The 13,295-nt window shown below is 65.0% G+C and carries 8 protein-coding genes and 5 pseudogenes; 6 read left to right on the top strand and 7 right to left on the bottom strand.

The genetic code is table 11. The features are described 5' to 3' along the window. The 6 genes and pseudogenes from RHBS_RS14935 to RHBS_RS14910 form a co-directional block, all read right to left on the bottom strand. Positions 1–257: pseudogene (locus tag RHBS_RS14935) on the bottom strand (DUF222 domain-containing protein); the annotation flags it as partial. A gap of 369 nt (positions 258–626) precedes the next feature. Next, entirely contained in the window at positions 627–1,202 is a 576-nt protein-coding gene (locus RHBS_RS14930) for a DinB family protein (RefSeq protein WP_121871802.1), read from the bottom strand. A 5-nt stretch (positions 1,203–1,207) separates the two neighbouring features. Further along, entirely contained in the window at positions 1,208–1,951 is a 744-nt protein-coding gene (locus RHBS_RS14925; protein WP_121871803.1) for a CPBP family intramembrane glutamic endopeptidase, read from the bottom strand. 48 nt (positions 1,952–1,999) lie between these two features. Beyond that, a pseudogene (locus RHBS_RS14920) lies at positions 2,000–3,268 on the bottom strand (YhgE/Pip domain-containing protein); the annotation flags it as partial. A 115-nt stretch (positions 3,269–3,383) separates the two neighbouring features. After that, entirely contained in the window at positions 3,384–3,890 is a 507-nt protein-coding gene (msrA, locus tag RHBS_RS14915) for a peptide-methionine (S)-S-oxide reductase MsrA (protein ID WP_121871805.1), read from the bottom strand. A 57-nt stretch (positions 3,891–3,947) separates the two neighbouring features. Continuing rightward, positions 3,948–4,979, bottom strand: a complete 1,032-nt coding sequence (locus tag RHBS_RS14910; protein ID WP_121871806.1) for an NADP-dependent oxidoreductase — start codon at positions 4,977–4,979, stop codon at positions 3,948–3,950. A 75-nt stretch (positions 4,980–5,054) separates the two neighbouring features. Between RHBS_RS14910 and RHBS_RS14905 the strand changes: the two genes are divergently transcribed. Further along, a complete protein-coding gene (locus tag RHBS_RS14905) occupies positions 5,055–5,903 on the top strand; it encodes an HAD family hydrolase (RefSeq protein WP_128645938.1) in 849 nt (282 codons plus the stop codon). Between the two features lie 78 nt (positions 5,904–5,981). On the opposite strand, the pseudogene RHBS_RS14900 reads toward RHBS_RS14905, so the two are convergent. Next, positions 5,982–8,178, bottom strand: a pseudogene (locus tag RHBS_RS14900) (N-acetylmuramoyl-L-alanine amidase). A 182-nt stretch (positions 8,179–8,360) separates the two neighbouring features. On the opposite strand from RHBS_RS14900, the gene cobM reads away from it, so the two are divergent. The 5 genes and pseudogenes from cobM to RHBS_RS14875 form a co-directional block, all read left to right on the top strand. Then, positions 8,361–9,104, top strand: coding sequence for a precorrin-4 C(11)-methyltransferase (cobM, locus tag RHBS_RS14895; RefSeq protein WP_121871809.1), 744 nt, complete (start codon positions 8,361–8,363; stop codon positions 9,102–9,104). Next, entirely contained in the window at positions 9,101–9,850 is a 750-nt protein-coding gene (gene cobF, locus RHBS_RS14890; protein WP_183130339.1) for a precorrin-6A synthase (deacetylating), read from the top strand. The genes cobM and cobF overlap by 4 nt, the downstream gene beginning before the upstream one ends. Positions 9,851–9,958: 108 nt before the next feature. Continuing rightward, a complete protein-coding gene (gene glf / locus RHBS_RS14885; protein ID WP_121872864.1) occupies positions 9,959–11,146 on the top strand; it encodes a UDP-galactopyranose mutase in 1,188 nt (395 codons plus the stop codon). After that, positions 11,143–13,048, top strand: a pseudogene (locus tag RHBS_RS14880) (glycosyltransferase). Before glf ends, RHBS_RS14880 begins: the two are co-directional and overlap by 4 nt. Next, positions 13,026–13,295, top strand: a pseudogene (locus RHBS_RS14875) (phosphatase PAP2 family protein); the annotation flags it as partial. The pseudogenes RHBS_RS14880 and RHBS_RS14875, both read left to right, overlap by 23 nt.

Genomic DNA, 13,295 nt, shown 5'->3' with positions numbered 1-13,295 from the left:
GCGTCGGCGATGTCGGGGAATTTCTTCAGTCCGCGGGCGAGAGCGACGATCTTGGTGGCCTTGGCCGGTGAGAGAAGGGTGGTGGAGGTCAGCCAGCCGGCGGGGCCGGGGAAGCCGAGCTTCTCGCGGCTCACGCGGGTGTCGATTTCGGCGACGAGGGCGATGCGTCGGGCTTCGAGCAGCTGGATCTGGTGGGAGATCGCGGCAGATTCGGCGAGGAGTTCACTCTCGCTCAGTTGCCAGATCTCCGTGGTCATGGAAGCAAGTGTATCGAACGCGCGTTCGACTGGCAACCATAGTGCAATCGAAAACTATTGCCACGCTTAACTATTCGCTATCCAGAACCTGTCGGTGGCGTGTGGTATCAGACCGCCACGCCGTCGTGCGCGTGCGATCTGCCGCCCTTGCGGCTTACCCGTACGCCCTCGGGCAGTCGATCACCGACGCTTGAGTCGTCGTACGGTCCGCTCAAGATGTCGGACTCTGCCGCATCACGCTCCATCCATCTATAGACGGGAGTCGCCGGCAGAAGATGTCCGCGTCGATTCCTCGGTACGACTGGAATCCGTGGGGTGCGTATCTCGAACGAACTGGTATTTCAGTCCGTCATGTCTTCGGATGAACTATCAATCATATTCTCGCGCAACAGTTTCCAGCTCATCTCGATATGCAGCCCACCATGCTGCGTCGCCGTCGGCCATGTTTTCGTTGCCCGATCGGAGTCCGACGGAATCGTCGATGAGTTCGCGCACGATGTCCGCATGCCCAGCATGGCGGTTGGTTTCGGCGACGAGGTGCACGAGCACGCGGTGCAGAGTTATTTCCTGCCTCTCGACGGGCCAGTGCAGGACGCGTCCGACAGTGTCGAGGTCGTTCGATTCGATGGTCTTGTCGGCGTGCAACCAGGCCTCGCGGTACAGGTCGACGATGGACTCGGAGGATTCGTCGGCAGCGGCCCACATATCGGAGTTCAGTCGCGCCTCGGCTGATTTCACCAAATCCGCGAATGGGGCGGGGAACTCGCGGCCGAAGGTGAGACCGAAGTAGCCGTATTCGACGATCGCCAGGTGCTTGATCAACCCCAGGAGATTCGTCCCCGTGGGCGTCATCGGTCGTCGTTTCTGGTACTCGGTGAGGCCGTCGAGCTTCCACAGCATGTTTTCGCGCGCGATCCGCAGGTACTGGTGCAGGTCGTCTTTCATGTCTTTCAGCTCACCGACGCGTGCCAGACCAGCGCAGCAGCCAGCGCGCCGAGTCCGTTCAACGACCAGTGCAGGGCGATGGGCGCGATCAAACTTCCGCTGCGGCTGCGCAGCCACGTGAACACCACACCCGCCGCCGCAGTGGCCACCACGGCCAGCGCGATACCGACGATCTGCCCGAACAGCCCGCCACCGAGAAATCCGCTCAGCCCCACGTTGCCGGCCGTCAGTCCCAGCGAGGACGCGATGTGCCAGAGACCGAACAGCAGAGATCCGGCGGCGAACACACCCCGAGCTCCGTAGATGCGACCCAGCGTGCCGTGCAGCACCCCGCGGAACGCGAGTTCTTCCGGGATGACGGTCTGCAGGGGGATGACGATCATCGATGCGACGATGGCGGCGGAGACGGTTGCGTACCGGTCGGCCATGAAGAACGGCCGAGTCAGTGGCAGCAACGCACCGATCGCGACGACGGTCAGGACGACCCCGACGGCTCCGAGTGCGTACAGAGATCCGGTCTTCCACTGCTTAGGAGACAGTCCCAGTTCGGCCCACCCCAGACCGCGACGGTTCGCCAGGACGACCAGCAGAACCGCGGCGATCGGAACCGTCGCGATACTGGCCCACACCGTGGTGAAGTGCGCGATGAGGTTGGTACCCACGAGTACGAGTACGACGATCGCGACGTCGAGGTAAGCGTGGAAGGCACGTCGGGGTACCACGCTCCCGGCCGTATTCACAGCAAGCATTGGATCGAGTGTACTGGCGTCAGCTGAGAGCGCCGGTCGAATCGAGCTCCGGTCGAGGCCTTTGCCGTCGTAGATGCGGGTGAACACCACACCGAACACGAGCCCGATGAGCAGTCCGAGAGACGTCATGCCCACCGAGTGCAGCAGCCCTGCGTCGAGTGAGGCGTTGAAGTACAGGATCGAGCGGGTGCCGAGGAAGATCTGGTGCATTGGCTCGAACTGCGCCAGCCAGGTGAACAATCGCGGGCTGGCTTCGAGGGGAATGGTGCCGCCCGAGGACGGCAACGCCAGAATGATGAACACGATCAGATTGATCAGCAGTCCTGCCGTGCCGAATGCGGACATCACCGCCAGTGCCGTGATGCCGACCGCGGCGATCGCGTACGCGCCGTACATCCACAGAGTCCAGGCATGGGTGATCGGCATACCGAGCAGATGGCTGATCAGCAGATAGAGGGCAGACACCAGCATGGCCAGGACGATCATCACGAGCCATTTCACGAGCAGCGTCTGGAAGCGGTTGATCTGGGTCGGTCCCCGATGGATGTACTTGGGGCCGATCTCGGTGGGCGTGAATCCGAGTAAACCGTCGACGAGGGCGCTGACGATGGTCGCACCGGTGAAGCCCGCCAGGACGAGCAAGAGCGCGTAATAGAAGGCGGACAGGCCACCGCCGGTGCCGTCGGGCAGAGGATCGTATTGGGCAACGATCACATCGATCGGCTGCGCGAGGGTGAGAGCGCTTGCACCGGCGAGCTGAGTCTCACCGAGCTGCTGGCGCACCTGCTCGGTGATCTGCTGTCCCACAGTCTGATTGACCGATTCGAAGGCCGGTGTCGCCACTCCGGTCACGAGTGACATCCCGAAACTGCCGGCACGTGGGTTGGTGTAGACCGTGATGATCGGCTTCTCGACGTCCCCGGGAATCACGCTCGCCTGGGCGAGAATTCCCATCCTCTTGGTGAAATCGCTCGGGATGACGATGGAACCGTAGGCCTCGGCCGTCGACAGCAATGATTGCGCCTGTGCCGGACCGACTTCCCGAAAATCGACCTTCTCCGGATCGACGTTCTGCAGCAGACCCGCGACGATGTCGTTGCCGATGTTGCGCTGCTCGCCTGCAAGGGTGTCGCCCTCGTCCTGGTTGACGATCGCGATGGGTAGGTCGTGCAGATTGCCCCTGGGGTCGAGCACGCCGCCCAGATACAGCGCGGCGAGAAACGACATCAGCGCTGAGACGACCAGGATCGGCGCAAGCCAGAAACGCGGCGAACGAAGGACGTCGGCCATCGACCGAGGGGTTCTGTCGGAAGTCACCGGATCAGTGTCGCAAGTTCCGCCGACACGTGCGCGGCAATTCGTAGCAGGCTACGAGACCGGAGAGGAGCCTGCGGAACGACCGCAGGCTCCTCGCTCAGTGCGGCGCAGCCGCTCAGGCCCGACGCGGCAGCTTCCACTCCGGACGCACCCAGTGGCAGGTGTAGCCCTCGGGGTACTTCTGCAGGTAGTCCTGGTGCTCGGGCTCGGCTTCCCAGAAATCTCCGGCCGCGGTCACCTCGGTGACCACCTTGCCCGGCCACAGTCCCGACGCGTCGACGTCCGCGATCGTGTCCTCGGCGACGCGCTTCTGCTCGTCGCTGAGGTAGAAGATCGCCGAGCGGTAGCTGGCGCCGATGTCGTTGCCCTGACGGTTCTTGGTGGTGGGGTCGTGGATCTGGAAGAAGAACTCGAGCAGATCGCGGTACGTCGTCTGGGTGGGGTCATAGACGACCTCGAGGCCCTCGGCGTGATTGCCGTGGTTGCGGTACGTCGCGTTGGGGACCTCGCCTCCGGTGTATCCGACGCGGGTCGAGATCACTCCCGGGAGCTTGCGAACGAGCTCTTCGGCTCCCCAGAAGCATCCTCCGGCGAGAATGGCGGTTTCGGTGGCTGCAGACATCTTTGCTCTCCTAGCTCATTATCGGTCGATACGTGGGGTTCAACGAACGAGACGCCGTCATAATTCCGAGTCGTGGGTGCGTTCGCCGACCTCGAGCACCAACTTGCCGGTGTTGGCACCGTCGAACAGCAGGTTCAGCGTCGATCCGAAGGCGGTGACGCCGCCGATCTCGATCTGCTCGCGTGCCGTCATTCTGCCGCTGGTGAGCAGTTCGGACAGTGCGTCGATGCCCTCCTGGTAGCGGTCCAGGTAGTCGAAGATGATGAACCCCGTCATCGAGGCCCGATTGATGAGCAGCGACAGGTAGTGCGCCGGGCCGGGCTGTGGATCCGTTGCGTTGTAGCCGGAGATGGCTCCGCACAACACCACTCGTGCTCCCTTGCGCAGCCGGGAGAGGGCCGCGTCGAGGATTTCACCGCCGACGTTGTCGAAATACACGTCGATGCCCTTGGGTGCAGCCGCCTTCAGGCCCTTGTACACCGACTCGTTCTTGTAGTCGATCGCCGCGTCGAAGCCCAGTTCTTCGGTGAGCCACGCGCACTTCTCGGGTCCACCGGCAATGCCGATCACAGTGGCTCCCTTGGCTTTCGCGATCTGACCCGCGATGCTGCCCACGGCTCCGGCAGCTCCGGAGATCACCACGGTGTCGCCCTCGGTGAGCTTGCCGACGTCCATCAGGCCGAAGTACGCCGTCAGCCCAGGGAACCCGAGCGCTCCGAGCCACGTGGGTGCCGGTGCGATGGATTCGTCGACCTTCTGCACGCCTGTGCCGTCCGACAGTGCGTGCTCGGTGACGCCGAAAGACCCCGAAACGATCTCTCCGACAGCGTAATCGGGATGCTGGGATTCCAGCACCCGACCGACGGCGTGCGCCCGCATCACCTCGCCGATCCCGACGGGCGGTACGTACGAGCGCGCGTCGTTGAGCCAGCCGCGCATCGCGGGGTCGAGGGAGACGTAGTCGACGGTGACGACGAACTCGCCGTCGCCCGGCGTGGGAATCGGTTCCTCGGTGAGGTTCCACGTCGACTCGTCGGGACGTCCCACCGGGCGCTGAGCCAATCGGATCTGACGGTTGACAGATGTCATCTACCGTTCCTTCCACATCGAAGACGTGCATGTCGAAAACAGGGTGCTTCGACACTAGGGCAGAATGACGTCACGATGACCAACGCGCCGAACACCTCCCGCCTCGCCCCCCGCCTCGCCCCCCGCCTCGTTGCCAGCGATGTCGACGGCACCCTGCTCGACCAGCACGAACGCGTTACCGAACGTACTCGGCGCGCCGTTTCGGCCGTCGTGGCCGACGGAGTTCCCTTCGTCCTGTCCACCGGCCGGCCGCCGCGGTGGATCCATCCCGTCGTCGATCAGCTGGGATACGCGCCGATGTCGGTGTGCGCCAACGGTGCGGTGATCTACGACGCCGCCAACGATCGTGTGCTCAGCGCCGAGACCCTCTCCGTCGAGACGCTGCAGTGGTTGGCCGACCTCGCCTACCGCGCGTTGCCCGGCTGCGGACTTGCCGCCGAGCGAGTGGGCCGGACGGCACACGACTCGGCCACCCCTCAGTTCGTCAGCTCCCCGGGATACGAGCACGCCTGGCTGAACCCCGACAACGTCGAGATGACCGAGGACGACGTGGTCGACGTTCCGGCCGTCAAGCTGCTGATCCGGCTGTCCGGCTCCACCAGCGGACACATGGCCGACATCCTGTCCCCGCTGATCTCCGGTCGAGCCGACCTGACGTTCTCCACCGACAACGGACTCATCGAGCTCTCGGCACCGGGCATCACCAAGGCGTCGGGCCTGGCCAAGGTCGCCGAGACGCTGTCGGTGGACGTGAAGGACATCGTGGCCTTCGGCGACATGCCCAACGACGTGCCGATGCTGTCGATGGTGGGACTGGGCGTCGCGATGGGCAACGCGCACCCCGCTGCCGTCGCGGCGGCGAACGAACAGACCGTCACCAACGCAGAAGACGGAGTGGCGCACGTCCTCGAACGCTGGTGGTGACGCTCCGGCCCTGGGGCGTATCGAACACGACGAGGGCCGAGTCACCACGGTGACTCGGCCCTCGTCGACTGTCCGAACTCAGCCCGCGGGTGCGGGTTCCGGTGCGGGAGCAGGCTCGGGTACAGGAGCCGGTTCCACCGGTGCTGCGACGGGGTTCTGCATCTCCGCGTTGTAGGTGTCGTTGTACGTCTTGATCACCGTGGTGACGATTCCGGTGAGCTCGTTGAAGATCAGTGAACCGTTCTCGAAGTCGGTCCGGAAGCCTTCCGCACCCGGAACTCGTCGGTGAGCGGCAGACCCAGGATGCCGTCGACGCCACCCTGCTGCACGTACTGCTGGAAGATCTTGCCGATGACGGCCACGGCCTGGCCGGCCATGTTGGTGATGATCTCGCCGTTGGCGAACTGCGCCTTCTCACGGCCGCCGCTCACCTGCACCAGACCGCTCACCGGAACGCCGAGCGAGCCGGTTTCTCCGCCCGACGCCAACCACTTCTGTGCGACCGGACTGGTCGCCGCCAGTCGCTGCAGCTCGGCGACCAGGGCCGGGATGTTTTCGCCCAGAGTGGAACTGACGTCGGTGCCCGGACGTGACGGGGTCGAATCGGTCACTGCGGTATCGGGAGCAGTGTCGGTCACGTCGGGCGAGACCGGAGTTGCATCTCCGCCGCCGCCGAGGTTTGCCGCAGCGATGTCGCGGATCTCCCGAGTCGTGCGTATCCGGCGTCACCGGGGCATTCGGTGTTGCCGACGTCGCGGTGACCGAAGATCACCGGCAAGTCGACGCTCTGGCCGCGGCCGACGAACGTGAAATCCGTTCCCTCGGAGGTCATCGTGGTGGTGCCCTCGGGGTCGAGGCCGGCCTTGCCGAGTCGCCATCCGAGGAACTTGCCGACCGAATCGATGGTCTCCTGCGAGGGATCGACGTTGGAGTAGTCGCCCATCATGGCGATGCCCATCGTGTTCTCGTTGAACCCGCCCGAGTGTGCGCCCTGAACCGGCTTGTCCAAGCCGCCCGCACGACCCTCGAAGATCTGGCCGTACTTGTCGACGAGGACGTTGTAACCGATGTCGCACCAGCCGAGCGTCTGCGCGTGGTACGCGTAGATGGCGCGGACGATCTCGGCCGATTCGGACTTGGAGTAGTCGTTGCTGCCTGCGGTGTGGTGCACCGTGGCACCGCCCAGGAAGTCGTCGATCGTCGGTGTGGCGCAACGGATCGACTCGTCGGCACCCCACTGCGCGCGGGTGATGACCTTGGGGCCTGCGTCACCGGCGACGGGAGTGGCGATATCGCTCAATGCCGAGTCGACCGGCGACGTGCCGGGGGTAATGAGTACGGCGCTGATGTCGTTGACGGCCGCAGCCAACTGCTCTGCAGAACTCGCCTGGCCCGGATCCGCTGCCGGATCTGCCGGTGCAGGCTCGGCTGCGGCCGGATCCATTGCAGCCGGATCGAGTGGGGCCGGATCCTGCTGGCGCAGTGGCTTGCTCGACGATGCCGGGGTGTAGCCCAGTGGCTGTTCCGCCGCAGCGGGAGCCTCGGCTGGAGCGTCGGTGGCAGGCAGTTCGACGACCGGAACCTCGGGAATCGGTGCGGCACTACCGGTCAGCGGCGTCAACAGAACCTGCACGGCGTTGGTCAGTCCGACGAAGATCGGCTCGGTGCCCTGCTTTTCCGCAGCGGGAACGGCGTCGCTCGCAGTGGTATCCACCGGCGCGGTTTCCAGCCACGGGCCCCAGGAGCCGTCCTCCAGTTGCCGGCGGACCTGAGCGGAAGCACCGTCCAGCTGCTCGGACGTCAGGGCCACCATGCTGAACGGGGTGTCCTGCTTGATCTCCTTCACGGCGGCACCGAGCGGCGGGCCGGTCGGATCGGCAGCTTCGGGATTCACGGGTGCAGCTGCATCCACCCGAGGAATCGGCGCCTGTGCGGTCGCGTTGCCCGGCGCGGGCGTGGTGAGACCCGGGATGTCGGGGATCTCGATCGGCGGGATCACGATGGAATCCGGCAGCGGTAGGTACTTCAGATCGGAGAGCCGGAGATCGGGCAACGGCAGTCCGGTGAGCTCCTGCAGCGGAATCACGATGTCCGGTGCAGCGCTCAGCGCAGTCTCGACGATCTTGGTCGGCACAGTGACGGGGGTTGTCTCGTTGGCCGGTCGAACTCCGGTTGTCGTGCTGTCGGTGAGGCCTGCGACCGCAAAAGGGGTCGCGACGGCCAGCAGTGCGACAGCACCGAGAACGATCGACGGCTTCGTTCGACGGTTCGGCAAGGCGGTACTCCCTGGTTGTTGGTAGGTACGCGTCGTAGGATCTCCAGTTGCTGAACAACATGAATCACATCAGCAACATGAGTCCCATCAGACACAAGACTAAACCTTAGCTTGACAGTTAGCCATCGGCGGGAAGTTCGAGCGTCCCGGCGCGTCGAACATGTCCTCTACGCTCATCAGCTGTGACTGTGCACTTCATCGGAGCCGGACCCGGCGCTGCCGACCTGCTCACGCTGCGGGCCGTCGAGTTTCTGCGATCGAGCCCTGTCTGCGTCTACGCCGGTACCTACATCGACGACGCGATCCTCGAACATTGCTCCCCAGGCACCCGACTGGTCGACACCGCGAAGCTCGACCTCGACGCCATCACCGCAGAATTGGTCGCCGCCCACGAACGCGGGGAGGACGTCGCTCGCCTGTGCTCGGGGGACCCGTCCCTCTACTCCGCGCTGGCGGAGATGTCCGCTCGACTCGACGCCGCAGGCGTGCCCTGGGACGTCACCCCGGGCGTTCCGGCCTACGCAGCCGCAGCTGCCGCACTGGGCGTCGAGCTGACGGTTCCCGAGGTGACGCAATCGGTGGTGCTCACCCGTGCGCAGGCTCGCTCGACGGCGATGCCCGATACCGAGGCGCTGAAGAACTTCGCCGCCACCCGGGCGACGTTGGCACTGCACCTGGCGATCACTCGCACGCGGATCCTGACCGAAGAACTGACGGAGTTCTACGGCCCGGAGTGCCCGGCCATCGTCGTCTTCCATGCCAGCAGGCCGGACGAGCTGATTCTGCGCGGCACTCTGGCCGACATCGCAGATCAGGTCGAGGCCGCCGACCTGCGACAGGCGGCGGTGATTCTGGTGGGACCCGCCCTGGCTCGACGCGTCGTCACCGAATCCCACCTGTACGACGCGTGTCGGGACCGCTCGTGAAGATCCATCTGATCGGCATCGGCGGTGGCCACCCGGACCAGGTGACCGTCCAGGCCGTCGAGAAGCTGCGGGCCGTGGACGTGTTCATCGTGGCCGACAAGGGTGCGTCGGTCGGCGATCTCGCAGCAGCCAGGCAGGAGATCCTCGAGCGCCACCACGGTGGCAGCTACCGGGTGATCGAGGTGCCCGACCCGCCACGCGACCGTTCGCCCCGGCAGTACGAGAGCGCGGTCCTCGATTGGCACGACGCCCGCGCCCGCGCCTACGCCGATGTGCTCGACGGCCTCGCCGAGGGCACCGTCGTCGGGTTCCTCGTCTGGGGAGACCCCGCGCTCTACGACAGCACTGTCCGCGTCGTCGAGCGGCTTGCCATGTTGCGCGGTGACATCGAGTTCGATGTCACACCCGGCATCTCCAGTGTGTCGATGCTGGCGGCGAGTCATCGGCTCGTCCTCAACCGCATCGGCGGACCGATCGTCATCACCACCGGCCGCAACCTGGCGGGCGATGTCGCCGCCGGTCTCGACAATCTCGTGGTGATGCTCGACGGCAACCTGGCCTGCAGCGCGCTGACCGGCGAGGGATGGGGCATCCACTGGGGTGCCAACCTGGGGACGGCGGACGAGAAGCTGGTTGCGGGCCCGCTCGACGACGTGCTGGGCGAGATCCGCCGCGCCCGCCAGGAGGTCAAGTCCCGGCACGGCTGGGTGATGGACACCTACCTGCTCCGACGTTCCTTCGAATGACACCGGGCCCGGTGATCGGCGCCTGGTGGGGCAGAGCGGTCACGATCGTCGGATACCCTGGTTGCCCGTGACTGCTGTAAGCCCCGAGACCACCTCTTCCGACGCTCCGTGACCGGCCGATACGACCTCATCGTCGTCGGATCCGGGTTCTTCGGACTGACCGTGGCGGAGCGGGCGGCGTCCCAGTTGGGCAAGCGTGTCCTCGTGCTGGATCGGCGGCACCACCTGGGCGGCAATGCGTACTCGGAGGCCGAGCCCGAGACGGGTATCGAGATACACAAGTACGGCGCCCATCTGTTCCACACCTCGAACAAGCGGGTCTGGGACTACGTCAACAAGTTCACCGACTTCACCGGCTACCAGCACCGCGTCTTCGCTCTGCACAAGGGCCAGTCGTATCAGTTCCCGATGGGCCTGGGTCTGATCTCGCAGTTCTTCGGCAAGTACTTCTCGCCTGCCGAGGCGCGGGCTCTCATCGACGAGCAGTCCAGTGAATTCGACTCGAAGGACGCGCAGAACTTCGAGGAGAAGGCGATCTCGTTGATCGGACGCCCCCTGTACGAGGCGTTCATCAAGGATTACACCGCCAAGCAGTGGCAGACCGATCCGAAGAATCTGCCCGCAGGCAACATCACAAGGTTGCCGGTGCGGTACACGTTCGACAACCGCTACTTCAACGACACCTACGAGGGACTGCCGGTCGACGGCTACACCGCGTGGCTCGAGAAGATGGCCGCCGACGAGAAGATCGAGGTCCGGTTGAACACGGACTGGTTCGACGTCAAGGCCGAGCTCGTGGCCGAGAGCCCCGACGCCCCCATCGTCTACACCGGCCCACTGGACCGCTACTTCGACTACTCCGAAGGCGAACTCGGCTGGCGCACAATCGATTTCGAGACCGAGGTGCTCCCGACGGGCGACTTCCAGGGCACTCCGGTGATGAACTACAACGACGGCGACGTGCCGTTCATCCGGATCCACGAGTTCCGGCACTTCCACCCCGAGCGCCAGTACCCGACCGACAAGACGGTCATCATGCGTGAGTTCTCCCGCTTCGCCAAGAGCGGCGACGAGCCGTACTACCCGATCAACACTCCCGACGACCGGCAGAAGCTCGAGGCCTACCGCGACCGCGCCAAGACCGAAGCAGCCTCCAACCGAGTGTTGTTCGGTGGTCGCCTCGGCACCTACCAGTACCTGGACATGCACATGGCCATCGCGAGCGCGCTGAACATGTACGAGAACACCCTGGTTCCGCACTTCGAGACCGGCGCACCCCTGGCAGGCGACAAGTGACCGCCAAGCACCTGCTCGCGGACGGTGTGGCCGATATCTCGCCGATTCTCGGAAAATCGCTTCTGCAGCGCGTACTGCTGCCGCGTTCGGGTGAACCGCTCGACGTGCGCACGCTGTACCTCGAAGAGGCGCTCACCAATGCCAAACGAGCGCATTCGCTGTCGCGGACCTCGGTCACGGTCGGTGCCGAATCCGAGGTGTCGTTCTGCACCTACTTCAATGCCTTCCCCGCGAGCTACTGGCGGCGCTACAGCATCCTGAAGTCCGTCGTGCTCCGTGTCGAGGTGTCCGGGCACTGCCGCATCGATGTCTACCGATCCAAGGCCGATGCCTCACGCATCCACGTCGAGGGCCGCGAGGCCGTGGACGGCGATGCAGCCCAAGAGTTTCTGATCGACCTCGGCCCGTTCGAGGACGGCGGCTGGATCTGGTTCGACATCACCTCCGATTCCGAGGTGGTTCTCGAGAGCGCGGTTGGTACGCCCCGATCGAGGCTCCGGGTGACGCCACCGTCGCCGTCGGAATCCCCACGTTCAACCGCCCGACCGACGCCGTCAAAGCCCTTGTCGCCCTCGGCTCGGACCCGCTGGTTCTCGAGGTGATCCAGGCCGTGATCATGCCGGATCAGGCACCCGCAAGGCGAAGGACGAGCCCGGTTTCGACGAGGCGGCAGCGGCGCTCGGCGGTCGCCTCGCCATCCACGACCAGGCCAACCTCGGCGGATCCGGTGGATACAGCCGCATCATGTACGAGGCGCTGAACAACACCGAGTGCCAGCACATCCTGTTCATGGACGACGACATCGAGATCGAACCCGACTCGATCCTGCGCGCGCTGGCCATGTCTCGGTTCGCCAAGGTCCCCACGCTCGTCGGCGGTCAGATGCTCAACCTGCAGGCGCGCAGTCACCTACACGTCATGGGCGAAGTGATCGATCGCAGCAACTTCATGTGGACCGGCGCACAGAACGTGGAGTACGACCACGATTTCTCCGAGGACCCGCTGCGCACCAGCAAGCTGCTGCACCGACGTATCGACGTCGACTACAACGGCTGGTGGATGTGCATGATCCCGCGGGTCGTCGCCGAGGAACTGGGGCAGCCGCTGCCGCTGTTCATCAAATGGGACGACACGGAATACGGCTTGCGCGCACGGGACGCCGGGTACCCGACGGTCACCCTGCCGGGTGCGGCGATCTGGCACATGGCGTGGAGCGACAAGGACGACGCGATCGACTGGCAGGCGTACTTCCACCTGCGCAATCGACTCGTCGTCGCCTCGCTGCACATGCCGGGGGACGGCAAGGGCCTGGTCCTCGACACCGTCAAGGCCACGATCAAGCACCTGCTGTGCCTCGAGTACTCGACGGTCGCCATTCAGAACCTGGCGATCCGCGACTTCCTTGCCGGTCCCGAGCATATTCTCGACATCCTGCCCACCGCGCTGCCGACGGTGCACGCACTGCGCAAGGAATTTCCCGACGCGATCGTCGTCGGCAGTTCCACGGAGCTGCCGCTCGCGTCCGGTGAGGAAGTGGGAGCCGTCGGGCTGCCGACCAACCCGCTCGCCAAGATCAGCCGGTTGGCAAAGGGGTTGCTGCACAACGCAAAGCCTGCGCACACCCAGCATCACGATCGCCCGCAGCTCAACGTCCCGACTCTCGACGCGCGCTGGTTCCTGTTGTCTCAGGTCGACGGCGTCACCGTCACCACCGCCGACGGCCGGGGCGTCGTGTACCGCAAGCGGGATCGTCAGCAGGCCGCGGCGCTGCTCAAGGAAGCACTGTCGCTGCGCAAGCAGTTGGCAGCCGAATTCCCCGCCCTCAAGGCTCGGTACCGCGATGCCGTGCCGCACCTGACCAGTAAGGAAACGTGGGAACGTGTCTTTCGTTACCAGGCGTAAGGGACAGACCGAGGCTCCGACGGAAGTCCGGATCCTCGAGAAGGTGCAGAGCACCGTCGGCAGTGCCCCCGGCGCGATCACCGTCGCCCGCGGCATGTCGCACTTCGGCGAACACGCACTCGGCTGGGTCGCGATCGCCGGTATCGGAGCTGCACTGGACAAGCCGCGTCGGCGTCAGTGGGCCTCGGTGGCCGTCGGGGCAGGTCGGTTCCCGCGCCGCGTCGTCGTCATCAAGCGCATCGTGCGA

The organism is Rhodococcus sp. BS-15, from assembly GCF_000813105.1.
In the GTDB taxonomy this organism is placed as follows: domain Bacteria; phylum Actinomycetota; class Actinomycetes; order Mycobacteriales; family Mycobacteriaceae; genus Rhodococcoides.
Note: the sequence above shows the minus strand (reverse complement) of the source record. Positions and strands in the feature narration are given on the sequence as shown.